The following is a 24146-nucleotide window of genomic DNA, read 5'->3' on the forward strand; positions in this document are numbered from 1 at the left end:
GTGAAGGGCCGAGCGATCGCCGAGACGGTCGACGTCACACCGTTCTGATGCCGGCTTCGCGACGACGCGGGCGGCAGACGGGCGAAGCGCCTGCGGGCTCGGTACGTAGAATCGAGCGCGTGTCCCGTCCCTCCGGTCGTCTGCTCGCTCCCGTGGCGCTCGTCGCGCTCCTCGCCTTGAGCGGATGCACGGGTGGCTCCCCGGCGCCCGTTCCGGCTCCGGCCACCACCGCGCCGCCGGCCGCCACCGCGCCCCCGTCCGGCCACCAGCGCGCCTGCCCCCACCCTCGACCCCGAGGGAACGGCAGCCGAGAACCTGCCGTACTTCGCGCAGGTCGTCGCGTCCGTCGCTGCCGGCTCCACCCCCGTCTCGGGGCGGGCGTACATCGACGCTCTGACCCAGGCCGGCTTCGACAAGGCGGCGATGCAGGTCACGCAGGACGAGTCGACGATCGGCAACCCCGCCGAGAGCATCGAGTTCTCGGTGCGATGGGGTGACGAGTGTCTCGTCGGTCAGGTGGGCCCGTCGATCGGCACACCGGTCAGCACGGTGCTCCCCGGGCTGAACTCCGGCGGGTGCCTCATCGGGCAGACCCGACCGATCGACTGGTGACAGCAGACGGCCGAGGCCGCGGCGGGCCCACGTCGCCTGAGCAGGGCCGGCCGGCCCCCGCGCCTCGGCACCGTCGTGCACACCCTCGGCCGACTCGCCCCACCGCCCCAGGGTGGCCGCCCGTCGGGCCGGGCGAGGTCGGGTCACGGCCCCGTCCGAGTCGTCCCGCCCACGGGCCATAGACTGGTCGGGTTATGGCGGAATACATCTACTCCATGGTCCGCGCGCGCAAGGCCGTGGGCGACAAGCTGATCCTCGACGACGTCACGATGTCGTTCCTCCCCGGTGCCAAGATCGGCATGGTCGGGCCGAACGGTGCCGGAAAGTCCACGATCCTCAAGATCATGGCCGGACTCGACACCCCCTCCAACGGCGAGGCCCGGCTGAGCCCGGGCTTCACGGTCGGGATCCTCATGCAGGAACCCGAGCTCGACGACAGCAAAACCGTCCTGGAGAACATCCAGGACGGGGTCGCGATCAAGCCGAAGCTCGACCGGTTCAACGAGATCTCGGCTCTCATGGCCGACCCCGACGCCGATTTCGACGCGCTCCTCGCCGAGATGGGCACGCTGCAGGAAGAGATCGACGCCGCGGACGGCTGGGACCTCGACTCGCAGCTCGAGCAGGCGATGGACGCCCTGCGCACCCCGCCCGCCGACGCGAGCGTGGTTCCGCTCTCCGGGGGTGAGCGTCGTCGGGTCGCCCTGGCGAAGCTGCTGCTGCAGAAGCCCGACCTCCTCCTGCTCGACGAGCCCACCAACCACCTCGACGCCGAGAGCGTGCTCTGGCTCGAGCAGCACCTGAAGGCCTACAAGGGCGCGGTCATCGCGATCACCCACGACCGGTACTTCCTCGACAACGTCGCGGAATGGATCGCCGAAGTCGACCGCGGTCACCTGTACCCCTACGAGGGCAACTACTCGACCTACCTCGAGAAGAAGGGTCAGCGTCTCGACGTCCAGGGCAAGAAGGACGCCAAGCTCGCCAAGCGCCTGAAGGAAGAGCTCGAGTGGGTCCGCTCGAACGCGAAGGGACGCCAGGTCAAGTCCAAGGCGCGCCTCGCCCGGTACGAAGAGATGGCGGCCGAGGCGGAGCGCACGCGGAAGTTGGACTTCGACGAGATCCAGATCCCCGCGGGTCCGCGCCTGGGCAGCATCGTCATCGACGCCAAGAAGCTCGAGAAGAGCTTCGGTGACCGCTCGCTCATCAGCAACCTGAGCTTCAACCTGCCGCCCAACGGCATCGTCGGCGTCATCGGTCCCAACGGTGTGGGAAAGACCACGCTCTTCAAGACCATCGTCGGCCTCGAGCCGCTCGACGGCGGCACGCTCAAAATCGGCGAGACGGTCAAGATCAGCTACGTCGACCAGTCGCGCGCGAACATCGACCCGGAGAAGACGCTGTGGGAGGTCGTGTCCGACGGCCTCGACATCATCACGGTGGGCAAGACCGAGATCCCCTCGCGCGCCTACGTGTCGAAGTTCGGCTTCAAGGGTCCTGACCAGCAGAAGAAGGCCGGGGTGCTCTCCGGCGGTGAGCGCAACCGCCTCAACCTCGCGCTCACGCTGAAGGAGGGCGGCAACCTGCTGCTCCTCGACGAGCCGACCAACGACCTCGACGTCGAGACCCTGAGCTCGCTCGAGAACGCTCTGCTCGAGTTCCCCGGTTGCGCCGTCGTCATCACCCACGACCGGTGGTTCCTCGACCGCATCGCGACGCACATCCTCGCGTACGAGGGCACGGAGGAGCACCCCGACCAGTGGCACTGGTTCGAGGGCAACTTCGAAGCCTACGAGGCGAACAAGATCGAACGCCTGGGTGCGGATGCCGCCAACCCGTCGCGCTCGACGTACCGCAAGCTGACGCGTGACTGACGCAGACGCCCGCCCCGTCTCGGGCCCCGCGACCGCGGGGCCCGAGCGGCTTCACGTGCCCATCCCGCTGCGGTGGGGCGACCTCGACGCGCTCGGGCATGTGAACAACACCTCGATGCTCAAGCTGCTCGAAGAGGCCCGACTGCGCGCATTCTGGCGCGGCGACGACGAGGGCGAGGCCCTGCCGACGGCGGTGTTCGACATGAGCGTGCTCGAGAGCGGGGGAGAGCGGGCGACCCTCATCGCCCGGCAGGAGATCGAGTACCTGCGGCCCGTTCCCTACAGTCAGCGCCCCCTCGACGTGCGCATGTGGATCGGCGCGATGGGCGGCTCGAGCGCCGACATCTGCTTCGAGGTCTTCAGCCCGCTCGGCGACGCCGACCAGGTGCTCTACGCGCGCGCCACCGCGGTCGTCGTGCTCGTCGACACCGCAAGCGGTCGGCCGATCCGCTGGAGCGAGACCGAGCGGTCCGCGTGGGCACCGTACGTCGGCGACCCGATCGTCTACCGTCGTCGCTCCACCAAGGGCTGATCCCCGCGGGGTTCCGGTCGGTCAGGCCACCCACCGGGCTCGTGACTGCACCGGAGCGGGTTCACGCCCGCCCTTCGGCATCCCGCCCCGAGGTCAGTCGCGCGGAACGCGCACCATGACCTCCTGGGCGACGCTCGCGAGGAGCACCCCCGAGCGCGTGTACACGCGGCCCGTCGACAGGCCGCGGCCGCCGCGGGCGTTCGGCGACTCCTGCACGTAGAGCAGCCAGTCGTCCACGCGCCCGGGGCGGTGCCACCACATCGCGTGATCCAGGCTCGCGACGCGCAGGCCGGGAGCGTTCCAGGCGACCCCGTGCGCGCGCAGGATCGTCTCCTGGATCGTGAGGTCGCTCAAGTAGGCCAGGGCCGCGCGGTGCACCGCGGGATCGTCGCCGATGGGCCGGCGCAGCTTCATCCACACCGCCTGCTGCGGGACGTGCGGGCCCTCGACGGAGGCGTAGACGGGGGAGCTCACGTGCCGCACGTCGACCGGGCTCGCCGAGAGCATCCGCCGACTGATCGGGTGCAGCGCCTCGACGTCGACTGGGGCGACGTCTTCGGGCGTCGGGACGCCCTCGGGCATGGGCTCGAAGTGCTCGAGACCCGGGTCCTCGTCTTGGAACGACGCGATCATCGAGAAGATCGGCACACCCGACTGGAACGCCTGCGTACGACGCGTCGAGAACGACCGGCCGTCGTGGATGCGGTCGACCGAGAACGTGATCCCGTCGGCGGGGTCGCCGGGACGCAGGAAGTACCCGTGCATCGAGTGCACGGTGCGCTCAGGGGGAAGGGTGCGCGAGGCGGCGACGATCGTCTGCGCGAGCACCTGCCCGCCGTAGACGCGGCCGGTCGGCATGGCCTGCGACACGCCGGTGAAGATGTCTTCGGTGGTCCGGGCGCCGGCATCGCGGAGGTCGAGGACCGCGAGCAGCGACGCCACGGGATCGATGGCGTCGGTCACGCTGACTCCCGTTCGTTCCTGGCGCGGCGAGGGGCGCACCAGTTGCTAGTTTAGAGCGGGTGTCCGCCCGCCTGTTGTTCCCCGACCCGCAGGCGGCAGCCGACCTGCTCACCTTCGCCGGCCGCACGATCCGTCTCGGCGACGGAACCGTGCGTCTGCGCGCCCGTGACGGCGTCCTCGTCACCACCGCCGCGCCCCTGGCCCCACGCGGCCTGATGGACAGCACGCCCACCGTGCTCGGTCTGCGCGCCTCGGCGATCGACCCCGAATTGGAGTGCGACCTCGTCGTCGAGGCGGCCGCGCTCCTCGCCGCTCCCGACGACGCGAACGCCGTCATCCTGCCCGACACGGCGACCTCGCCCGCGTGGGCCGGCATCTCGCCGCCGCAGGGGGGATGGGAGCAGACGGATGCCGTCGACGCCGCCGTCCTGGCATCCCGGGCTCAGTACGGAGTCGCCGCGGTCGCCGACGCTCTGCCCGCCGACGCCGGGGAGGACGTCGTGCGCATGATCCGCGCGCAGGTGTGGGGTCAGCCCGACGAGGCCCTCGCCGGTCTTCCCCTCGGCGTCGCCTTCGCCGCCTTCGCCCTCGGGTTCATCGCGGGAGAGGAGCAGGCGCCCGTCCGCCGCAGCGGGGCCTGGACGCGGGTCAGTCTCGCGCGCGGACACGTGCTCGTGCGCGGACCGGTGCGCTCCGGACTGACCGCGGTGCGGTCGACGGGGAGCTGATTCAGCTGACGCCAAGGAGCCGCTCCTACTCTGGTCGCAGCAAGGGGAGTACTCCCATCGCGATGCATCCGTCATCACGAGGCCACCGTTGGCCTCCGGGTGCGTCGGCCCGGTCGGGGCGGAGGAGACCTTGACGTCGCGGCGGCGTGCCGCCCGTCGAGAGGTTCTCCCATGGTCTCGTTCTCCCGTCTGTTCGATCTCGCGTCGAAGGCCGTGTCCGGATCCGCGTCGCGCCCCACGGCCGGCGGGGGTCGCGATTGGCGCGACATGGTGCGCTCCGCCGCCGACGCGGTGACCAGCGACCGCCGGGCCGACGCCACTCCCGTGCCCGCGTCCGCCCCCGACGCCCGGAGCCGCTATGCGCCCCCGCGCGCGGGGGCGGCTGACGACACGCTCTCGCCCGACGACCGCGCCGCGATCGCCCGGTACGACTACCTGCTGCGCACCGCCGACCCCGACCGCGTCGAGCAGATGCACCGCGAGGCGTTCGCGCGTCTCACCCCGGCTCAGCGCGCGCACGTCCGGGAGCGGATGGATGCCGAGCTCTCGCCCTACGAGCGGCCCCGCTCCGACGCGCCCGACGATCTCGCGCGCACCGCGGCGCGGGCAGAGGCGGCGCGGCCGGGTCGCATGTCGTCGCTGCTCGCGAAGGCAGGGAGGGGTGGGCTGATCGGCGCGGGCGTCGTCGGTGCCGGCGGCCTGCTCGCGGCGGTTGCGGGCGGCGCGATCGTCAGTGCGGTCGCCGCCCCCCTGCTCGCTCAGGCGATGCAATCCGGCGTCGACTTCGCGGGGCTGGCCGAGGGCGTCGACCTCGAGGCGATGGCATCCGGAGTCGACCTCGCGTCGCTCGCCGAGGGCACCGGCGTCGGGGAGTGGGCGGGGGGAGCCCAGGATGCCGTGACCGGAGCGGGAGAGCAGCTCAGCGGCTTCGGCGAGAGCCTGTCGAACCTCGACATCCCGGGGTTCGGCGACTTCCTCGGACGCTGACCGGGGGACGGGGCTCCGCGGGTCCGGGCGCGCTCAGTCGCTCGCGCGGACCGGGAGCCCCGTGTCGGCGCGACCGTTCTGCTGCGGCCCGATCCCGCGCGGCTCGAAGGTGTTGACCATCGCGTACGCGGCGCGTTCGAGGTAGTCCCAGAGCGGAGCCTCGAAGGCCGGGGGGAGCGCGATCTCGTCGACCGCGACGCGCATGTGCCGCAGCCACCTGTCGCGCGCATCGGGATCGACGTGAAAGGGCATGTGACGCATGCGCAGACGCGGATGACCGCGGGTCTCGCCGTACGTGCTGGGACCGCCCCAGTACTGGGCGAGGAAGAGCGTTAGACGCTCGGCTGCGGGTCCCAGGTCCTCCTCGGGGTACATCGGCTTGAGCACCTCGTCGGAGGCGACGCCGCGGTAGAACGCGTCCACCAGCCGACGGAAGGTGTCCATCCCTCCGACCTGGTCGAAGAAGCTGACGGGCTCGGTCACGGGGTGTCCTTCTCGTCGGCGCGGACGGCGGGCGGGGTGGGCTTCGGCTGATCGGCTCCGGGGGCGTCCGGCAGGTTCACGACGGCCGTCGGGGTGTCATCTTGTACGGGCTTCTTCTTCTGGACCCGGGGCGTCGCATCGGCGGTGCGGTCTTCGACCGTCTCGGACACCTCGATCTTCCGGCCTCGCGGGCGCCACCGCGGGCGCTCCGCCCCCGGAGCGACCTGCGTCTCCTTGGTCTTCGGCGGGTGCGCTCCGCGCACGCTCTGCGCCCCCTCGGGCCCGGTGAGCATGATCGAGTTCAACTGCGGAAGTGCGATGCCCATCGCGTCGATCGCGCGCTTGAGGCGGGCACGCAGCTCTCGGGCCACGTCGTCTTTCGCGCTCGACCGCGTCTTCATCACGAGACGGATGACGAGGGCGTCCCCGCTGATGGATTCCAGGCCCCAGATCTCGGGCTGCTCGATGATGCGCGAGCGCCACTTCGGCTCCTTGGCCATGGCCTTCGCCGCAGACAGCATCGCCGCTTCGACGTCGTCGATGTCGGCGTCGGTCGGCACGGCGAGATCGATGATGACCCGCGACCAGCCCTGCGACATGTTGCCGATGCGGGTGATCTCGCCGTTGCGGACGTACCAGAGCGTGCCGTTCACATCGCGCACGTGGGTGATGCGCACGCTGACGAACTCGACGATGCCGGTCGCGAGTCCGAGGTCGACGACGTCGCCGATGCCGATCTGGTCTTCGGCGACGATGAAGATGCCGTTGAGCACGTCTTTGACGATGTTCTGCGCGCCGAAGCCGAGGCCCGCGCCGACCGCGGCGGTGAGCAGCGTCAGCGATGCCAGGGCGTTCGGTGCCACGATGCCCGCGATCCACACCAGGGCGACGATCACGAGCACCACGTTGACGATGTTCTGCAGGATGGTGCCGAGCGTGCGGGTGCGCTGCACGAGGCGCACCGCGCTGAGCGGCGAGCGGTCCAGGGCCTGCGTGTCGTCGACGCGCGCCTTGACCTTGGCGCCGTTGACGATGCGGTCGACGACGCGGCGGATCACCAGGCGCAGGATCCACGCGGCGACGGCGATGCCGACGATGATCCCGAGGATCTGCAGGAGAACGCCTCCGAAGCCGAGCAGCTGGTCGCCGATCCACGACAGGTTGTCGGGATTGACCAGGTCGGCGGGGGACGTGATCGTGGGAGACGGACTGGGGGAGGGATTTTCGGCGAGAACGAACATCGGATTCAGACTAACGACGGATGCCTCGGCGCCGGCTGAGCGTCGAGGCATCCGTCTGATCGGGACGGGATCCTTGCGGAAGAAGGGTCAGGCGTCGCGCGAGCGCAGCGCGAGCCACCCGAGCGCGAGCGGACCGACGACCCACCCCGCCAGCGTGAGAGCGGGCTCGAGGAGGTCTTCGCCGCCGGGCTGCGTCAGGGCCCCCGCCGCATTGACGGGAAGGTACTTCGCCGATTCGACGATCCACATCCACTCCGGACCCGCGATCGAGAACAGGCTCAGCACGATGGGCAGGACGAACAGCACTCCCACCGTGACGGCGATGGCCCCCGCCCCGCTGCGCAGCAGGAAGCCGAAGCCGACGCCCATCAGCGTGAAGCAGGCCATCGACAGAGCGCCGAACGCGAGCGGCACGAACGAGTCGAGGGGAGACGTCCAGTCGATCCCCGTGCTGGTGAACGGCGAGGTGAGCACGATCGCGACGGCGTAGATCACGACCGCCGTGAGCATCATGGTCACCGCGACGACCAGGGCCTTCGCCAGCAGCACGGCTCCGCGGCGCGGCTCGGCGGTGAGGGTGGAGCGGATCATGCCGGTGGAGTACTCGCCGGTCACGACGATCGCGCCGAGGATTCCCGCGACGAGCATCGTGAACTGCGTGGGGGCGAGGATGACGTTCGTCGGCGCCATTCCCCCGCCCATGCCGCCGGTCGCCAGGGCGATGAGCAGGGACATGCCGACGGACATGGCCGCGGTGACTCCGAGCGACCACCAGGTTGAACGCAGGGTGAGCACCTTGATGGCCTCGCTGCGCAGCAGGTGCGGGAAGGTGAGGCGGTGCGCCGTGGTGTGCGTGGCCCGACGGGGGGCGGCGAGCGTGGTCATGCGATCTCCTTGGTCTTGTACTCGACGGCGTCATCGGTGAGGGCGAGGTAGGCGTCCTCGAGCGAGCCGACGCGCGGGCTGAGCTCGTAGAGGGGGATGCCGTGGGCGGCGGCGATGTCGCCGACCGACTGCGGCGTGATCCCGGTGATCTGCACGGCGCCCGGTTCGACGACCGAGACGGTGGCATCCGGGATCTCCAGGGCGGTGACGAGCTCGCTCAAGCGGGGCGAGCGCACGAGAAGTGTCGTCGTGGTCCAGGTGCGGACGAGCTCGGGGAGGGGCGCATCGGCGAGCACCCGGCCGCGCCCGAGCACGATCACGTGGTCCGCCGTCTGCGACATCTCGCTCATGAGGTGGCTCGACAGCAGGACCGTGCGGCCCTCGGCGGCCAGGTGCCGCACGAACTGCCGCACCCAGCGCACGCCCTCGGGGTCGAGGCCGTTGACGGGCTCGTCGAGGATCAGGGTGTGCGGGTCACCCAGAAGGGCCGCGGCGATGCCCAGCCGCTGTCCCATGCCGAGCGAGAAGCCGCCCGCGCGCTTGCCCGCGACCGAGCCGATCCCGGTGAGCTCGATCACCTCGTCGACCCGCTGGCGACCGATGCCGTGCGTCGCCGCCATGGCGCGCAGGTGATCGCGCGCCGAGCGTCCGGTGTGCACGGCCTTGGCATCCAGCAGCACGCCGACCTCGGTGAGGGGCGAGCGCAGCTGCCGGTAGTCCTGCCCTCCGACGGTCACCCGCCCGGAAGTCGGTCGGTCGAGACCCACGATCATGCGCATCGTGGTGGACTTGCCGGCGCCGTTCGGGCCGAGGAAGCCCGTCACGCGGCCCGGGGCGACGGTGAACGACACGCCGTCGACGGCGGTCTTGTCGCCGTATCGCTTGGTGAGGTTGTCTGCAACGATCATGCCTCCACGCTACGAAGGCACCCCCGTGCACCGCGTCCGCCGTGAGGTTGATCCGCGTCGCCGCACGGATGATCCCCGAGACGACGAATGCCCCCTCCCGGAGGAGAGGGCATTCGACAGGGGATGCCGATCAGGCGGCGTCGCGCTCCTGCACCGCCAGGGCGCGCTCGACGCCGGCGAGGTTCTCACCGACGAGTCGACGCAGCGCCGGGGCGGCATCGGCGTGCTGCGAGAGCCACTGGCGCGTCGCGTCGCGCAGCGCCGTGTTCGCCAGCGCGGCGGGGTACAGACCCACGATCAGGTACTGGGCGATCTGGTAGCTGCGCGACTCCCAGATCGGCAGCAGCATCGTGAAGTACGGCTCGACGAAGTCGGCGAGCACGTCGACCGTGGTCGGGTTGGTGAACCCGGCGGCGGTCGAACGCACGATCGTGTTGGGGGCGTCGGAACGCTCGATGAGCGAGTCCCACGCCTGCTGCTTGGCCTCGTGCGAGGGCAGCGACGCCTTCGCCATCGCGGCGAACTCGCCGCCCTTGGCCGTGTTGTCGGCCGCGCGCGCCGCGTCGATGTCGGCGGACGTGACCACTCCCGCCGCGGCGAGCGAGACGAGCAGCTGCCACGACAGGTCGGTGTCGATCTCGAGTCCCTCGAGGGTCGTCGAGCCGTCGCGCAGGGCCTTCACCGTCTCGGCGTGCGCCGGGGTGGATGCCGCCGACGCGAACGCCGTGACGAACTGCAGCTGGCTGTCGCTGCCGGCCTCGGCCGCCTGCGCGAGCTCCCACAGTCCGTCGGCCACGCGGGCGCGTGCCGCGTCGCGGGTCGCCGGGGCGACGTAGGAGTTCGCCGCCTGCTGCAGCTGAGCGAGCGTCGTGCGCACCGTGGTCGACTCGGTCTCGGAGCCGATGTTGCGCAGCACGAGGTCGAGGTAATCGGTGGCCGAGGCCTCGGCATCCCGCGTCTGGTCCCAGGCCGCGCCCCACACGAGCGAGCGCGCGAGCGGGTCGGAGATGTCCTTGAGGTGGGCGATCGCCGTCGCGAGCGAGCGCTCGTCGAGACGGATCTTCGCGTAGGCGAGGTCGTCGTCGTTGAGCAGGACGAGGTCGGGACGACGGATGCCGCGCAGTTCGGCGACCTCGGTGCGGTCGCCGTCGACGTCGAGCTCGACGTGGTGCACACGCTCGAGCGCTCCGGCGTCGTTCAGCGAGTAGAAGCCGATGCCGAGGCGGTGCGGACGGATCGTGGGGTAGTCGCTCGGGGCGGTCTGCACGATGGCGAAGCGCGAGATGGTGCCGTCGGCGCCCTCTTCGATGAGCGGGGTGAGGGTGTTCACGCCCGCGGTCTCGAGCCACTTCTTCGCCCAGTCGCCGAGGTCGCGTCCGCTCGTGGTCTCGAGCTCGGTGAGAAGGTCGCCCACCTCGGTGTTCGACCACTGGTGCTTCTGGAAGTAGGCCGCGACGCCGGCGAAGAACTGCTCGATGCCGACCCAGGCGGCGAGCTGCTTCAGGACCGATCCGCCCTTGGCGTAGGTGATGCCGTCGAAGTTGACCTGCACGTCTTCGAGGTCGTTGATCTCGGCGACGACCGGGTGCGTCGAGGGGAGCTGGTCCTGGCGGTAGGCCCAGGTCTTCTCCATCGCGTTGAAGGTCGTCCAGGCGGCCTCCCACTCGGTGGCCTCGGCCGTGGCGATGGTCGACGCCCACTCGGCGAACGACTCGTTGAGCCAGAGGTCGTTCCACCACTTCATGGTCACGAGATCGCCGAACCACATGTGGGCGAGCTCGTGCAGGATCGTGACGACGCGGCGCTCCTTGACGGCATCCGTCACCTTGGAGCGGAAGACGTAGGTCTCGGTGAAGGTCACCGCACCCGCGTTCTCCATGGCGCCCGCGTTGAACTCGGGCACGAAGAGCTGGTCGTACTTGGCGAAGGGGTAGGGGAAGCCGAACTTCTCCTCGAAGTAGGCGAAGCCCTGGCGGGTCTTCTCGAACACGTAATCGGCGTCGAGGTACTGCCACAGGCTCTTGCGCGCGAAGACGCCGAGGGGGATGACGCGGCCGTCGGCGCTCGTGAGCTCGCTGTAGGTCGCCTCGTAGGGGCCGGCGACGAGCGCCGTGATGTACGACGAGATGCGCGGGGTCGCGGGGAAGTCCCAGCGCGCGGACTCGCCGTCGAGGGCGACCGGCTCGGGGGTGGGGGAGTTGGAGACGACCTTCCAGCGCGCGGGAGCCGTCACCGAGAAGGTGAACGCCGCCTTCAGATCGGGCTGCTCGAACACCGTGTACATGCGACGCGAGTCGGGCACCTCGAACTGCGAGTAGAGGTAGACCTCGCCGTCGACGGGGTCGACGAAGCGGTGCAGGCCCTCACCGGTGTTGGTGTACTCGCAGTCGGCTTCGACGACGAGCTCGTTCTCGGATGCCAGTCCCTCGAGCGCGATGCGCGAGTCGGCGAACACCACGGCGGGGTCGAGAGCACGGCCGTTCAGCGTGACGGAGTGAACGGTGCGCGCGATGAGGTCGATGAAGGTCGACGCTCCTTCGGTGGCCGCGAAGGTCACCACCGTGCGGGACGAGAAGACCTCGTCGCCGCGAGTGAGGTCGAGCTGCACGTCGTAGGAACGCGTGTCGACGATGGCGCGACGCTCCTGTGCTTCGATGCGGGTGAGGTTCTCTCCTGGCACTGGCGTACTCCCTGGGATGAGGGTGGATCGCCGCAGAAAGCGCTGGCGCGTGTGACGACGAACGCCGTCGGCGACGATGACAACCAGATAAGCCTAGTCACGAGATAACCCGCGTCCGACGCGCTCGGGCAGGTGGGAGGATGTGTGCGTGAGTACGACCGACACGGATACCAGCCCTGAGACCGTCCTCTACGCCTCGCCCGCCGCGGCATCCGGACCCAAGTGGGTCGAGACGCCCGTGGCGTACGACGGCATCCTCCTCGCCGGCTTCGGCGGCCCGGAGGGTCAGGACGACGTCATCCCCTTCCTGCGCAACGTCACCCGCGGCCGAGGCATCCCCGACGAGCGCCTCGAAGAGGTGGCCCATCACTACCGCCACTTCGGCGGGGTGAGCCCGATCAACCAGCACAATCGCGAGCTCAAGGCCGCGCTCGAGGCGGAGATCGCGCGGCGTGGGCTGAATCTTCCGGTGTACTGGGGCAACCGCAACTGGGAGCCGTATCTCGAAGAGGCCGTGACCGAGGCGGCGGAGGCGGGCGACACGACGCTGATCGCGATCGCCACGAGCGCCTACAGCTCCTTCTCGAGCTGCCGCCAGTACCGCGAGGACTACGCCCGCGTGCTCGAGGCGACCGGTCTCGGCGAGACGGTGACGATCGACAAGGTGCGCCAGTTCTTCGACCACCCCGGCTTCGTCACCACGTTCGTCCGGGGAGTGACGGATGCCGTGTCGGCCTACGTCGCCGACGGGATCGCGCCCGAGAAGATCCGGGTGCTCTTCTCGACCCATTCCATTCCGACCGCCGATGCGCAGCGCTCCGGCCCCCGCGACGTCGACTTCGGCGAGGGCGGTGCGTACGAGGCCCAGCACAAGGCCGTCGCGGCCTTCGTCATGGCCGAGGTCGCGGCCGCCGTGGCCGACGTCGAATGGGAGCTCGTCTACCAGTCCCGCTCGGGCCCGCCCACCCAGCCGTGGCTCGAGCCCGACGTGAACGACGTCATCGCGGAGCTTCCCGGCCGCGGGGCCGAGGCCGTCGTCATCGTTCCGCTCGGCTTCGTCAGCGACCACATGGAGGTGCTCTGGGACCTCGACACCGAGGCGATGGAGGCCGCCGAGGAGGCCGGCATCCGCGCGGTGCGCACCCCGACCCCGGGCATCGACCCGGCCTACGTCTCTGGACTCATCGATCTCGTCGAGGAGCGCCTGAACGGCACGCCGAAAGCCGAGCGCCCGCACCTCACCGATCTCGGACCCTGGTACGACGTGTGCCGCCCGGGCTGCTGCGAGAACATCCGCGCCGGGTTCAAGCCCGTCGCCGCGGGCGTGCGCCCCTGACGATCCCCTCGACGCCGCCGTTCTCCCCGGGGAGCGGCGGCGTCGTCATGTCCACCGCCGACGTCGTCGGCCCTCAATAGGATGAGCGCATGCGAATCCACCTCGGCACCGACCACGCCGGTCTCGAATTCTCGACCCAGATCCAGCACCACCTCGCCTCGCAGGGGCACGAGGTCGTCGACCACGGTCCGATCGAGTACGACCCGCTCGACGACTACCCCGCATTCTGCATCCGCGCGGCTCAAGCCGTCGTGCGCGATCAGGCCGACGGCGTCGAGGCCCTCGGTGTCGTGTTCGGCGGCTCCGGCAACGGGGAGCAGATCGCGGCGAACAAGGTCCTGGGGGTACGCGCGGCGCTGGTGTGGAGCATCGCGACGGCGGAACTCGCGCGCGAGCACAACGACGCGAATGTGATCGCGATCGGTGCGCGCCAGCACACGTTCGACGAGGCGTCCTCGTTCATCGACCGGTTCATCGCCACCCCCTTCTCGGGCGAGGAGCGCCACGCCCGCCGCATCACGCAGCTCGCGGCGTACGAGCAGGACGGTGTCCTTCTGCCCGACCCGCGCGCCGGCCACTCGGAGAACCCCCTGACCGACGCCAGCGACTCGTTCGACCCCGAGGCAGGCTGATGCCCGAAGGGCATTCCGTCCATCGCATCGCCCGGCAGTTCGCCCGGAACATCGTGGGCCGCACGGTGTCGGCATCCAGTCCGCAGGGACGATTCGTCGAGGGCGCGTCGGTGATCGACGGGCGCGAGGCGATCGACGTGCGCGCCGTCGGCAAGCAGATGTTCCTCGCGTTCGACGACGACGTGTGGCTGCGGGTCCATCTCGGCATGTACGGCGCCTGGGATTTCTCGGGCGAGGTCGCCGTCGACGCGACCATCGCCTCGGCCAATGGCCGTATGGGGCACACGAACCAACGTGGCACGGTTCTCGACGACGGCCCGATCCTGGATGCCGCCGGCGAGAACTCCCTCAGCTCGATCGGGGCTCCGCGGCGCGCACGGGTGCGCATGTCGGAGCAGACCACGGGGCTCGAGGAGCAGACCGAGTGGCCACCACCGGTCGTGGGAGCGGTTCGCCTGCGGCTGCTCACCGAGACCACGTGCGCCGACCTCCGCGGGCCGACCGCGTGCGCGTTGCAGACACCCGACGAAGTCGCCGCGACCATCGCCAAGCTCGGCCCCGACCCGCTCGTCGACGACGTGACCGAGAGCGAGGAGCGCTTCACGGCGACCGTCCGGAAGAAGCCCACGGCGATCGGCCTGCTGCTCATGGACCAGTCGGTGGTCAGCGGGATCGGCAATGTGTACCGCGCCGAGATCCTCTTCCGCGCCCGGCAGAACCCGCACACACCCGGCCGCGAGGTACCCGAAGAGGTCGTGCGCGAGATGTGGCGCGACTGGGCGCGGCTGTTGTCGATCGGTGTCGAGACCGGTCAGATGATGACGATGGACGACCTCGATCCCGAGGCGTACCGCCGGGCGATGGCGCACCGCGACGATCGGCACTGGGTCTACCACCGCGCGGGCCTGCCCTGTCGCGTGTGCGGCACGACGGTCCTCATGGAGGAGGCCGCGGGGCGGAAGCTGTACTGGTGCCCGAGATGTCAGGCGTGAGTGCGCGGGGCGCGGTCGGGCAGGTGGCTGAGACTGTCGAAGCCGCCGAGCGTGCGCGGGTTCCTGTCCCTTCGACAGGCTCAGGGATCTCGGGTTCCGGGCGCAGCGTTCTAGGCTGAAACGGTGCGTCAGAACCCCAGCTTCGCGATGACCGACGTCGGCGAGCTTCGCCGCCTCATCGATCTTCACCCGTGGGTGGCCCTCGTCAGCCAGGGCGACGACGGACTGGTCGCCTCGCACTACGCCGTCATGCTCGACGATGAACGCGACGACCTCACGATCGTGGGGCACGTCGGCAAGCCCGACGACGCGATCCTCGGACTCGGCGAACGGGAACTGCTCGTCGTCGTGCAGGGGCCGCACGGGTACATCACCCCGCAGTGGTACGGCGACGTGCCCGCGGTGCCGACCTGGAATTTCATCTCCGCCCACCTGTCCGGCATCCCGGAGCTCCTCAGCCCCGAAGAGGACCTGCGCGTCCTCGAACGGCTGGTCGACCGCTTCGAGGGGCAGGAGGACGGGTCGCGAGGACTCTACGCCCTGCCGAACGACGCGACCTTCGTCGAGCGCCTCGAGCGCGGCACCGTCGGATTCCGTCTCACCCCAACCCGCGTGACGGCGAAGCGAAAGCTCAGCCAGAACAAGACCGCCGAGGTCGTCGAGACGATCATCGACGGCCTTTCCGAGCAGAATCCCGCTCTCGCCGCCGAGATGCGCCGCGCGGCCGATGCGCGGGTGCGCCCGTGATCGGCGAGACCGCGGGGTTCCTCCGCGCCGTGCGCGTCGCGGGCCCGGGCCGAGAGTTCCTCCCCACGACGGAGCCGGTCGACCTCGTCATCGAGAACGGTCTCATCGCGGACATCGCGCCCACGGGGAATCTCCGTCCGACCGGGTTCGTCGTCGACGGTGAGGGAGGGTGGCTGCTGCCGGGCCTGTGGGACCACCACGTCCACGTCCTGCAGTGGGCACTGGCGGCCGAACGTGTGCCGCTCGGCGAGGTGGCCTCGGCCCACGACGCCGCGACGATCATGGGCCTCGCTCCCGAGAGCGACGGACGCCGCGTCGGCTCCGGTTTCCGCGATGGGCTGTGGCCCGATCCTCCCAGCCTGGAGCTTCTGGATGCCACCACCGCGGGCGTTGCGACGTACCTGATCAACGCCGACGTCCACAGCGTGTGGATGAACACCGCCGCCTTCCGCCGCGAGGGCTTCGAGCCCGTGGCATCCGGCATGCTCCGCGAGGAGGACGCCTTCGAGATCTCGCGCCGGGTGAATGCGGTCGCCCCCGACGTCGCCGACCGGGCGGTGGAACGGATGGCGCGAACCGCGGCGGCCCGTGGGGTGGTCGGGCTGGTGGACCTCGACATGACCTGGAACGACGAGCCGTGGCAGCGGCGGGTGGCGCGAGGTTTCGACACTCTCCGCGTCTCGTACGGCACGTACCCGCAGCATCTCGATCGCGCGATCGCCGAGGGACTGCGCACGGGGGACCGTGTGCGCGGCGCGACTGATGATCTCGTCCGCGTCGGGCCCCTGAAAGCGATCACCGACGGCTCCCTCGGTACCCGCACGGCCGCGTGCGCCCATCACTATCCGGGAGAGGTCGGCAATCACGGCATCCTGACCGTGCCGCCCGAGGAGCTCGTCGACATGATGACGCGCGCCACGGCCGCGGGCCTCGAGTGCGCGATCCACGCCATCGGCGATGTCGCGAACGCGCACGCGCTCGACGCGTACGCGCGGACCGGGGCGGTCGGGACGATCGAGCACGCCCAGCTCGTCGCTCACGCGGACATCCCGCGTTTCGCGCGCCTCGGCGTCGCCGCGAGCGTGCAGCCGGAGCACGCCCTCGACGATCGCGACATGACGGACAGCATCTGGGCCGAGCAGTCCGCGCAGCCCTACCCCCTGCGGGCGCTGGCCGACAGCGGCGCGAACCTCCGCTTCGGCTCGGACGCGCCGGTCGCGCCGCTGGATCCTTGGGCGGCGATCGCCTCGGCGGTGTTCCGCACGAGGGACGGGCGCGACGCGTGGCAGCCGCACGAGCGCGTGGACATCGACACCGCGATCGCGGCATCCACCGCGGGGGGTTCCACCGCACCCGCGGAGATCGCTCCGGGCGCGATCGCCGACCTCGTCATCGTCGGGGCCGACCCGCTCACGGCCGATGAACGCGGACTGCGCGCGATGCCGGTGCGCACGACGCTGCTCGCCGGTCGGGTGACGCACGGCGCCTGAGTCGCGGTTATCCCGGGGACACGACGAAGGGGGCGGTGCCGAAGCACCGCCCCCTTCGGAAGAGGAACGTCTTACGCGGCGAGGTGCGCGAAGAGGAACCAGCGGTCCTTGTCGAGGCCGCGCTTGATCTCGATCGCGACGTCCTGGCTCGTCATGTCGATCTCGTCGAGGCCCTCGATCGCGGCCTCGATGTCGACGAGGACGGCGTCGATGTCGGCGATGACGGCGCGGATGACGACGTCGGACTGCGCGAAGCCGGCGGGCACCTCGGTCGCCTTGGCCTTGGCGGCGACGGTGGACAGGCGCGAGTCGATCGGCAGGCCCAGGGCGACGATGCGCTCAGCGGCCAGGTCGGCCCAGTCCTGGGCGTGTGCCACGACCGAGTCGAGGAGCTCGTGGACGCCGATGAAGTTCGCGCCGCGGACGTGCCAGTGCGCCTGCTTGCCGTTGACGACGAGGGCCTCGAGACCGAGGACGACGGGGGAGAGGAACTGGGCGGTGCCGGCGGCCATCGTGGGGTCGACGGTGGTGGCGGCGGGGGTGTGGACGGTGCTCATTTTCTGCTCCTTCTCGCAGCGAACGAAGTCTGATGGATGCAACGCTACTCACGCCCGCGCATTCCGCAAGCAAGTTGAGGCTCGGCTAAATCCCTGGTGAGTAGGCAATCCTCACCTCACTCACCGTGGCCGAAACCCTGCCGCCGGCGGAGCATGTGAGGATCGGGGAATGCCGAACCACACCTCCCGCACCGAACCGTACGGAGAGCATCCCGACCAGGAGGTGCGGATCGTCGGGCCCCGTGACGCCGAGGTCGTCGTCGGCTTCGTCCACGGCGGCTACTGGCGCGCCCCGTACACCGCGGCGCTGATGGATCCGCTCGTCGAGCGGGTCACCGGCGACGGCCGCGGCGTGGCCGCGGTGAACATCGAGTACCGGCGCGAACGCGATGCCGCGGCGATGCAGGCCGACGTGCGCACCGCTCTCCGCCGTGCGCGGACACTCTTCCCCGACGCGGTTCACGTCGTGGTCGGCCACTCCGCGGGCGGCCACCTCGCGCTGCTCTGCGCCGACGAAGTCGACCTCGTCGTGGCGCTCGCACCCGTGACCGACCTCGTGGGAGGCTACGCGGCCCGTATCGGTGGCGGCGCGGTCGCCGAGCTGATGGGAGGATCGCCGGCGGAGCGGCCCGAAGCGTTCGATGCGGCCACCCCGCGGCCCACGACCGTGCCGACGCTGCTCGTCCACGGCGTCGACGACGACCGTGTTCCTGTCGGCCACGCACGAGACTTCGCCTGTCGTGCCCGCGACAGGAACGCACCGGTGGACTTCTTCGAGTTCGCCCGCCTTCCCCACATGGAGCTCATCGACCCCGACGGACCACACATGCCGGTCGTCGCGGCCTGGGTCGGCCGGCACGTGCGCAACCGAGGAAAGGATGGCTCATGACCATCGCCCCGGATGCCTCGATCCTTGCCCTTCCCGACGCCGCACCGACTGTTCACGACGACGCGTTCGTGGCATCCGGCGCCCGTCTCGTCGGAGACGTGTCCCTCGGCGCCGGAGCGAGCGTCTGGTACAACGCGGTGCTGCGCGGGGACGGGGCCGCGATCGTCGTGGGGGAGCGGTCGAACGTCCAAGACAACGTCTCGATCCACGTGGACAGCGGGCGCCCGGTCACGATCGGCGCCGACGTCTCCATCGGACACAACGCGGTCGTCCACGGCTGCACGATCGGAGACGGCTCCCTCATCGGAATGGGCAGCGTCGTGCTGTCCGGCACCGAGATCGGTCCGGGATGCCTCGTGGCCGCGGGCGCGGTCGTGCTCGAGGGGACCGTGGTCCCGGCCGGATCCCTCGTCGCGGGCGTCCCCGCGAAGGTGCGGCGTGCCCTGTCGGACGAGGAACGCGAGAAGATCCTGCGCAATGCAGCGAATTATCTGGGCCATTCTGCGCGGCATCGGGGCGCCCGGGCAGCCGCCCCGTAAGGCATTCTCATATTTCCGACTTGCTGAATTCACAGGGAACTGCGAAATTGAAGAACCGGCAATCTCGATTGGTGCCGCGCATGGGGGAACTGCGAAAAATGAACACGCGTGAACGCGCTCCGCGCACCCGACGGCTCGGTGTCTTCCTGGCGAGTCTCGTTCTCGTCGTCACGGGGGCGGTGGTGGCGCCGCAGGCGGCGTTCGCTGACGATTCGTACGTTCCCCCGACGTTGTCGGGGGATTGCACGGTGGATTCGACAGTGACCCTCGATCTCGGAACTCTTCCTCCGGATGCCGTGAAGTCGACCTTCGAGTGGTCCAGTGTGCCGCAGCGCAACAAGTACGGCGATCCGCCGATTCGGTACGGGTCGAGCGACCTTTCGTTCACGATTCCCGCCAGTGCCGGATACCGCGTTCTCTACCCGGGGATCACGTATTGGTACGACGAGGGGGATGGACTTCTCTACGCGGATGAGGTGAAAAGGCCTTCCTGCGTGGTCCAACCCGCACCAGGAGCGGTGAGCACCTCCCCGCCCGTCGTGAACGGCACGGTGCGTGCGGGAGAGACCCTGACGGCTACGCCGGGCGAGTGGTCGGAGACGGACGGCTGGTCGTACTCGTACCAGTGGACCGGTGGTCCTGACCGGCCCAAGAAGGACACCAACAAGCAGAAGCTGACTCTGGATGCCGGCTACATCGGCTCCGTCCTCACCCTGACCGTCACGGCGAACAAGCAGGGATACGTCCCGGGAACGGCATCCGTCACGCTTCCGCCGGTGGGGATCGGCGCCGCGCCCGCGCCCACCGACGGCCCGTACGCCCGTGGTTCGGGCCAGGTCGGCAGCCCCTTGCAGGTCGATTACGGAACGTGGGCTCCCTCGAACCTGACGTACACCTGCGGCTGGTACGCCGGGTCGACGCAGCTCTCGAGCGCGTGCTCCGCCTACACCCCGGTTCCCGCGGATCTCGGTAAGGACATCGTGGTGAAGGTGACCGGCTCCCGTCAGGGATACGCCGCGGGCACCGCGCACAGCTCGGCGCCGGTTCGCGTCACGGCCGGCCCCGCGGCCACGGTGACCCGCACGCCTGCGATCAACGGCACAACGACCGTTGGCCAGACGGTGACCCTGGACCAGGGCGACTGGAACCTCCCGCCGAACGCGAAGTTCTCCTACCAGTGGCTGCGGGACGGGAGCCCGGTGTCCGGACGCACCTCGGGCGCCTACGCGATCGGAGCCGATGACGGAGGGAAACGCCTGAGCGTGGTCGTCACGGTCACGGCCGCCGGCTACACCACGGCGACGGCCACCACCTCGCCCACGGCCCCGGTCGGCAAGGGTCCCCGTCCGGTGGCGACGGCCGCTCCGAAGATCTCGGGCACCGCGGCCGTGGGGCGCACCCTCACAGCCACCGCGGGCAGCTGGTCGAAATCCGGCCTGACGTTCAAATACACCTGGCTCCGCAACGGGGTCGCGATCGACGGCGTCACCGGCTCGAGCCTGAAGCTCACCTCCGCCGATCTCGGCACGGCGATCTCGGTGCGGGTCACCGCCACGTCGACTGCGTGGGAGACCAACACCGCGACCAGCGGGACGACGTCGAAGGTCGCCCAGGGCGCGGCACCGAAGGTCCTCACTGTGCCGAAGATCTCGGGGGTGGCAGCCGTGGGGAAGAAGCTCACCGTGAGCACCGGGTCGTGGTCGCTCCCGAGCCTCACCTACACGTATCAGTGGCTCTCGAACGGGAACCCCATCCCCGGCGCCACGTCGTCGTCGTACACGGTGAAGAGCTCGCAGTCCGGCAAGGTCATCACCGTCAAGGTCGTCGCGACGCGCGCGGGGTATGCACCCGGTGCGGCGATCACCGCGGGGACGTCACCGATCAAGTAGGGCCCGCCTCGCGGATCCGGCGAACGCTCCCCGAGCTCCGCGTTCCGACGTCACGGCACGGGGATGACGGCCCGCAGCACCCATCCATCGGACGTCGGCCCCGCAGAGAGCTCTCCTGAGACGCGGGCAAGCCTTTCCTTCGCGCGCGCCAGCCCGTGGCCGCCGAGGGCGCTTTCGGCCGGCACGCGCCCCCGAGAACGGTTGTTGCGCACCTGCAGCGTGATCTCCTCCGTGTCCGCCGTGACCTCGATGGCCGCGGCCGTCGACCCGGGGGCGTGCTTGATGATGTTCATCGATGCCTCCGTGATCGTCTCCACGAGAACCTCCGCGACCCCCGGTGGAAGCGCGGTCGCACCCGTCACGCTCACGCGCGTGCGGATGCCGGCATCCCGAAGCTTCTGCGCGAGCGCCTCCGCGGCGTCCGGCACATCGACGCGCGCCGTTTCCTCGGACCCGGACGGGGAGCGCCCCGGCGCGTCCCTCATGACGGCGAGCAGGGACTGCGCGCTGCGAAGCGCCCGGCTCGCCGAGTCCTCGATCGTCGTGAGCGAGACCTGGCGGGCCTGCTCGTCGGGTTGCTTGGGAAGGGCGCGGGCGTGGAAGAGGAGCAACGTCAGATCGTGCGCGATGCCGTCGTGCAGTTCATCCGCGATGCGATCCTGCTGAAGACGGGAGATCTCCGCGAAGGCGCGCGCGATGCGGGCCCGCTGGGCGAGAAGGAACTCCTCGCGCGCGGTGAACAGCCGTGCGGTGATCCCCACAAGGAGAGCGACGAGGGCACAGGCGAGGATCCCGTAGACCCCGTTGGTCACGAGCGTCGATTCGGCGATCACGAGATAGGCGCTCAAGGCGGCCAGGAGGGCGAGGTGCAGGACGATGACGGCGGGCGCACATGTCGCCGAGACGAACACGAGCGCCACGCCGAGTTCGAGCAGGTCACCCCCGCTGCCGGTGAGAACGGCGCTCGTCCCGCAGATCGCCATCGTCATCAGGGCGGCGCTGAGCGGATGCCACGCGAACAGCGCGAGGCCGGCGTACGACCCCACGGCCAGGAGATCGCCCCGCGCGATCTCTCCGCTCGCGACCATGACGCCGATCTGCACGCAGACCAGGACCGCGACGACGAGGAGGAGAAGCAGGCGAAAGAAGGGATGCAGCTCGCGCGCACGCCAGAAGACCGGCGTCCTCAGCATGTGCACCAGCGAGATCGACGCGTCCGGCTCCAGAGACCCGGAGGTGCTCGATCCTCGCGAAGGGCGGCTTTCAGGCACAGAATCCCAGGAGCTGGCAGATGATGTCGCCGAGGTCGAGGGGCATGATCGCCCCCGCCTTCCCCGGAAGAACGAGCTCGGATAGCAGGTGGTTCAGCATGTTGTCCCCTTGTCGTCGCCCTCGACCATACCCGGCCCTGTGGCGCACCCCACCCGGGCGGCCGACGTCGGAGACGCGGTCGCGCGTCCGCCGCGCGGGTAGCGTGGAGGCGTGAACGGGCCCATCCGCGTCCTCGTCGTCGACGACGAAGCTCTGCTCCGGCATGCGCTGCGCGCGTTTCTCTCAGCGGACGACCGCGTCGAACTCGTGGGGGAGGCCACCGACGGACGTGAAGCCCTCGCCGCCTACGCCGCCTGCGCCCCGGACGTCGTCCTGATGGACATCAAGCTGCCTCGCCTCGGCGGCGTCGAGGCCACGCGCCGACTCGTCGAACAGGATCCCGGCTGTCGCGTCGTAGCCCTCACCACGTTCACGACCGAGTGGCGTGCTCTCGAGATGCTGAAGGCGGGCGCCGCCGGATATCTGATCAAAGACTCGACGCCCGATCAGATCGTCGACGCCATCGTCGCGGCGCATCAGGGTGATCGCGTCGTCTCGCCCGAGGTGCAGCGATCGTTCGTTCTCGATTCCCTCGACGACGCGAACCCCCGCACGCCGTCTTCCGAAGCGCTCAGCGAGCGCGAGAGAGAGATCGTCGGACTGATCGCGCGGGGTCTTTCCAACGCCGAGATCGCCGAGGCTCTGCACTACGCCGAAAGCACCGTGAAGGCAGACATCCGCAACATCAACCGTCTGTGGCGGGTCGAGAACCGTCTTCAGGTCGTGTTGCGCGCAACTCAGCTCGGGGTCGTCTCACTCTGACGAGACCGTTCCGCGACTGTTCGTAGCCCTGGGGATAGACCTTCGGGCACGGCTGGACTCGTCTGCCCGCGCCTTGACATTCTGGGGCGGTGCGCCCCTCCGCAGCCTCGCGATGAGGGGGCTGCTCACCTTCATCGCGCCTCTCGTGCCCGCATCGCATCGCGCGCCGCATGACCGGACACGCGCCGCGGCACGATGCCGCAGCTTCCATCCGGAACGGAGAACCCCGATGATCATCGCCATCAGTACCGCCGTCCCCCTGCTCGCCGCGGGTGTCCTGATCGTGTGGACGGCCTATCGCGCGCACCGGCAGACCCTCCCGATGAACTTCTGGATCGGCATCCGCACGGCCACGACGCTGAGATCGGATGAAGCCTGGCGCGTCGGTCACGCCGCCGCCGCGGTGCCGATCTCGGCCGGGGGGATCGGTCTCATCGCGGCCGCCGCGGCTGCTGTGTTCGTGGGGGAGGAGTACGCGATCTACGCCGCGATGGCGGGCTGCGCGTGGATCGTCGTCTGGCTGCTCATCGGATCCGTCGCCGCGGGAAAGGCGGCGAGCAGCGTCCCCCGGAGCTGACTCGCGCGTTCCCGAATCGGCTCCCCCCGACCCGCACACGTGCTGTCGAGGGGAGCCGATTCGACGTTCGCGGGAGAGGAGAGCGTCCGCGCCGCCGAAAGGCAAGCAGCGGGCGGGTCCGGAAGACCCGTGGGTGAGAAGAAGTGGAGGGGATGACGGGAATCGAACCCGCACCATCAGTTTGGAAGACTGAGGCTCTACCATTGAGCTACATCCCCGCGGCGGCGAACCGCAGCGTCCACCACTCTACTTCACGAGCGGGGATGCCATGAACACCGGCTCGCTTTCCGCGTGAGGAAGCGTTCACGACCACCGGATGCCGGGCACGCCGGTCCCCGCGACCTGATCGACTAGACTCCTAGGGGTCGTTTCGTCGAACGCGCGCTGCGCGTCGCCCCGGGGCGTAGCTCAGCTTGGTAGAGCGCCCGCTTTGGGAGCGGGAGGCCGCAGGTTCAAATCCTGTCGCCCCGAC

23 protein-coding genes and 2 tRNA genes are annotated in these 24146 nt (G+C 69.9%); 16 read left to right on the forward strand and 9 right to left on the reverse strand.

The features are described from left to right. Positions 1-192 precede the first annotated feature (192 nt). The 3 genes from NS220_RS20050 (at position 193) to NS220_RS07190 (ending at position 3018) form a co-directional block, all read left to right on the forward strand. Positions 193-612: a DUF6993 domain-containing protein gene (locus tag NS220_RS20050; protein ID WP_242864558.1), complete on the forward strand. Its 420-nt coding sequence runs from the start codon at positions 193-195 to the stop codon at positions 610-612. A gap of 194 nt (positions 613-806) precedes the next feature. Continuing rightward, positions 807-2486 (forward strand): energy-dependent translational throttle protein EttA, encoded by a 1680-nt coding sequence (gene ettA / locus NS220_RS07185; RefSeq protein ID WP_058623402.1) that lies wholly within the window; start codon positions 807-809, stop codon positions 2484-2486. Then, positions 2479-3018, forward strand: a complete 540-nt coding sequence (locus NS220_RS07190; protein ID WP_058623403.1) for an acyl-CoA thioesterase — start codon at positions 2479-2481, stop codon at positions 3016-3018. Before ettA ends, NS220_RS07190 begins: the two co-directional genes overlap by 8 nt. Before the next feature lie 93 nt (positions 3019-3111). Here the strand turns inward: NS220_RS07190 and NS220_RS07195 are convergent, their stop codons facing one another. Further along, positions 3112-3981 (reverse strand): acyl-CoA thioesterase, encoded by an 870-nt coding sequence (locus tag NS220_RS07195; RefSeq protein WP_193755301.1) that lies wholly within the window; start codon positions 3979-3981, stop codon positions 3112-3114. Positions 3982-4040: 59 nt separating this feature from the next. On the opposite strand from NS220_RS07195, the gene NS220_RS07200 reads away from it, so the two are divergent. Both NS220_RS07200 and NS220_RS07205 read left to right on the forward strand, forming a co-directional pair. Continuing rightward, positions 4041-4709, forward strand: coding sequence for a hypothetical protein (locus tag NS220_RS07200; RefSeq protein WP_058623404.1), 669 nt, complete (start codon positions 4041-4043; stop codon positions 4707-4709). 171 nt (positions 4710-4880) lie between these two features. Then, complete coding sequence (locus NS220_RS07205; protein WP_058623405.1) at positions 4881-5696, forward strand: hypothetical protein; 816 nt, start codon at positions 4881-4883, stop codon at positions 5694-5696. Between the two features lie 33 nt (positions 5697-5729). On the opposite strand, the gene NS220_RS07210 is transcribed toward NS220_RS07205, so the two are convergent. From NS220_RS07210 to pepN, 5 genes are all read right to left on the reverse strand, one after another. Next, positions 5730-6179 carry a globin gene (locus NS220_RS07210; RefSeq protein ID WP_081323028.1) on the reverse strand — a complete coding sequence of 150 codons (450 nt, stop codon included), beginning with the start codon at positions 6177-6179 and terminating at the stop codon, positions 5730-5732. Next, positions 6176-7420, reverse strand: a complete 1245-nt coding sequence (locus NS220_RS07215; protein WP_058623406.1) for a mechanosensitive ion channel family protein — start codon at positions 7418-7420, stop codon at positions 6176-6178. Before NS220_RS07215 ends, NS220_RS07210 begins: the two co-directional genes overlap by 4 nt. A gap of 87 nt (positions 7421-7507) precedes the next feature. Next, the gene (locus tag NS220_RS07220) at positions 7508-8305 is read right to left on the reverse strand and encodes an ABC transporter permease subunit (protein WP_058623407.1); all 798 of its coding nucleotides are present in this window, start codon (positions 8303-8305) and stop codon (positions 7508-7510) included. Then, entirely contained in the window at positions 8302-9213 is a 912-nt protein-coding gene (locus NS220_RS07225) for an ABC transporter ATP-binding protein (protein WP_058623408.1), read from the reverse strand. The genes NS220_RS07220 and NS220_RS07225 overlap by 4 nt, the downstream gene beginning before the upstream one ends. 130 nt (positions 9214-9343) lie before the next feature. Continuing rightward, on the reverse strand, positions 9344-11893 hold the full coding sequence (pepN, locus tag NS220_RS07230) for an aminopeptidase N (RefSeq protein WP_058623409.1): 2550 nt from the start codon (positions 11891-11893) through the stop codon (positions 9344-9346). 148 nt (positions 11894-12041) lie between these two features. On the opposite strand from pepN, the gene NS220_RS07235 reads away from it, so the two are divergent. From NS220_RS07235 to NS220_RS07255, 5 genes are all read left to right on the forward strand, one after another. Beyond that, positions 12042-13229, forward strand: a complete 1188-nt coding sequence (locus NS220_RS07235; RefSeq protein WP_058623410.1) for a ferrochelatase — start codon at positions 12042-12044, stop codon at positions 13227-13229. Between the two features lie 89 nt (positions 13230-13318). Next, positions 13319-13861: a ribose-5-phosphate isomerase gene (locus NS220_RS07240; protein ID WP_058623411.1), complete on the forward strand. Its 543-nt coding sequence runs from the start codon at positions 13319-13321 to the stop codon at positions 13859-13861. Then, on the forward strand, positions 13861-14853 hold the full coding sequence (locus NS220_RS07245; protein WP_058623412.1) for an Fpg/Nei family DNA glycosylase: 993 nt from the start codon (positions 13861-13863) through the stop codon (positions 14851-14853). The genes NS220_RS07240 and NS220_RS07245 overlap by 1 nt, the downstream gene beginning before the upstream one ends. A gap of 123 nt (positions 14854-14976) precedes the next feature. Further along, positions 14977-15600 carry an FMN-binding negative transcriptional regulator gene (locus tag NS220_RS07250; protein WP_193755302.1) on the forward strand — a complete coding sequence of 208 codons (624 nt, stop codon included), beginning with the start codon at positions 14977-14979 and terminating at the stop codon, positions 15598-15600. Beyond that, positions 15597-17090 carry an amidohydrolase family protein gene (locus NS220_RS07255; RefSeq protein ID WP_058623413.1) on the forward strand — a complete coding sequence of 498 codons (1494 nt, stop codon included), beginning with the start codon at positions 15597-15599 and terminating at the stop codon, positions 17088-17090. Before NS220_RS07250 ends, NS220_RS07255 begins: the two co-directional genes overlap by 4 nt. A 71-nt stretch (positions 17091-17161) precedes the next feature. On the opposite strand, the gene NS220_RS07260 is transcribed toward NS220_RS07255, so the two are convergent. Then, positions 17162-17647, reverse strand: coding sequence for a Dps family protein (locus tag NS220_RS07260; protein WP_058623414.1), 486 nt, complete (start codon positions 17645-17647; stop codon positions 17162-17164). A 169-nt stretch (positions 17648-17816) separates the two neighbouring features. Here NS220_RS07260 and NS220_RS07265 point away from each other — a divergent pair, with 169 nt between their 5' ends. From NS220_RS07265 to NS220_RS07275, 3 genes are all read left to right on the forward strand, one after another. Continuing rightward, positions 17817-18536: an alpha/beta hydrolase family protein gene (locus tag NS220_RS07265; RefSeq protein ID WP_058623415.1), complete on the forward strand. Its 720-nt coding sequence runs from the start codon at positions 17817-17819 to the stop codon at positions 18534-18536. Further along, the gene (locus tag NS220_RS07270; protein WP_058623416.1) at positions 18533-19075 is read left to right on the forward strand and encodes a gamma carbonic anhydrase family protein; all 543 of its coding nucleotides are present in this window, start codon (positions 18533-18535) and stop codon (positions 19073-19075) included. The genes NS220_RS07265 and NS220_RS07270 overlap by 4 nt, the downstream gene beginning before the upstream one ends. Before the next feature lie 98 nt (positions 19076-19173). Beyond that, a complete protein-coding gene (locus NS220_RS07275) occupies positions 19174-20964 on the forward strand; it encodes a hypothetical protein (protein WP_058623417.1) in 1791 nt (596 codons plus the stop codon). A 50-nt stretch (positions 20965-21014) separates the two neighbouring features. On the opposite strand, the gene NS220_RS07280 is transcribed toward NS220_RS07275, so the two are convergent. Beyond that, positions 21015-22157: a sensor histidine kinase gene (locus NS220_RS07280; RefSeq protein ID WP_058623418.1), complete on the reverse strand. Its 1143-nt coding sequence runs from the start codon at positions 22155-22157 to the stop codon at positions 21015-21017. A 289-nt stretch (positions 22158-22446) separates the two neighbouring features. On the opposite strand from NS220_RS07280, the gene NS220_RS07285 reads away from it, so the two are divergent. Both NS220_RS07285 and NS220_RS19670 read left to right on the forward strand, forming a co-directional pair. Further along, the gene (locus NS220_RS07285) at positions 22447-23097 is read left to right on the forward strand and encodes a response regulator transcription factor (protein WP_058623419.1); all 651 of its coding nucleotides are present in this window, start codon (positions 22447-22449) and stop codon (positions 23095-23097) included. A gap of 229 nt (positions 23098-23326) precedes the next feature. Beyond that, complete coding sequence (locus NS220_RS19670; RefSeq protein ID WP_058623420.1) at positions 23327-23674, forward strand: SdpI family protein; 348 nt, start codon at positions 23327-23329, stop codon at positions 23672-23674. 144 nt (positions 23675-23818) lie between these two features. On the opposite strand, the gene NS220_RS07295 is transcribed toward NS220_RS19670, so the two are convergent. Continuing rightward, positions 23819-23892, reverse strand: a tRNA-Gly gene (locus tag NS220_RS07295). 179 nt (positions 23893-24071) lie between these two features. On the opposite strand from NS220_RS07295, the gene NS220_RS07300 reads away from it, so the two are divergent. After that, positions 24072-24145: transfer RNA gene (locus NS220_RS07300), tRNA-Pro, on the forward strand. Position 24146: the final 1 nt, after the last annotated feature.

Origin of the sequence: Microbacterium testaceum (assembly GCF_001476655.1) — a bacterium.
Classification (GTDB): domain Bacteria; phylum Actinomycetota; class Actinomycetes; order Actinomycetales; family Microbacteriaceae; genus Microbacterium; species Microbacterium testaceum_C.

Bases quoted from the DNA above. Each gene is read 5' to 3' on its own strand.
- ettA (WP_058623402.1), top strand. From the start codon at position 807: ATGGCGGAATACATCTACTCCATGGTCCGCGCGCGCAAGGCCGTGGGC.
- NS220_RS07205 (WP_058623405.1), top strand. From the start codon at position 4,881: ATGGTCTCGTTCTCCCGTCTGTTCGATCTCGCGTCGAAGGCCGTGTCC.
- NS220_RS07215 (WP_058623406.1), bottom strand. From the start codon at position 7,420: ATGTTCGTTCTCGCCGAAAATCCCTCCCCCAGTCCGTCTCCCACGATC.
- NS220_RS07220 (WP_058623407.1), bottom strand. From the start codon at position 8,305: ATGACCACGCTCGCCGCCCCCCGTCGGGCCACGCACACCACGGCGCAC.
- NS220_RS07225 (WP_058623408.1), bottom strand. From the start codon at position 9,213: ATGATCGTTGCAGACAACCTCACCAAGCGATACGGCGACAAGACCGCC.
- NS220_RS07240 (WP_058623411.1), top strand. From the start codon at position 13,319: ATGCGAATCCACCTCGGCACCGACCACGCCGGTCTCGAATTCTCGACC.
- NS220_RS07245 (WP_058623412.1), top strand. From the start codon at position 13,861: ATGCCCGAAGGGCATTCCGTCCATCGCATCGCCCGGCAGTTCGCCCGG.
- NS220_RS07260 (WP_058623414.1), bottom strand. From the start codon at position 17,647: ATGAGCACCGTCCACACCCCCGCCGCCACCACCGTCGACCCCACGATG.
- NS220_RS07265 (WP_058623415.1), top strand. From the start codon at position 17,817: ATGCCGAACCACACCTCCCGCACCGAACCGTACGGAGAGCATCCCGAC.
- NS220_RS07270 (WP_058623416.1), top strand. From the start codon at position 18,533: ATGACCATCGCCCCGGATGCCTCGATCCTTGCCCTTCCCGACGCCGCA.
- NS220_RS07275 (WP_058623417.1), top strand. From the start codon at position 19,174: ATGAACACGCGTGAACGCGCTCCGCGCACCCGACGGCTCGGTGTCTTC.
- NS220_RS07280 (WP_058623418.1), bottom strand. From the start codon at position 22,157: ATGCTGAGGACGCCGGTCTTCTGGCGTGCGCGCGAGCTGCATCCCTTC.
- NS220_RS19670 (WP_058623420.1), top strand. From the start codon at position 23,327: ATGATCATCGCCATCAGTACCGCCGTCCCCCTGCTCGCCGCGGGTGTC.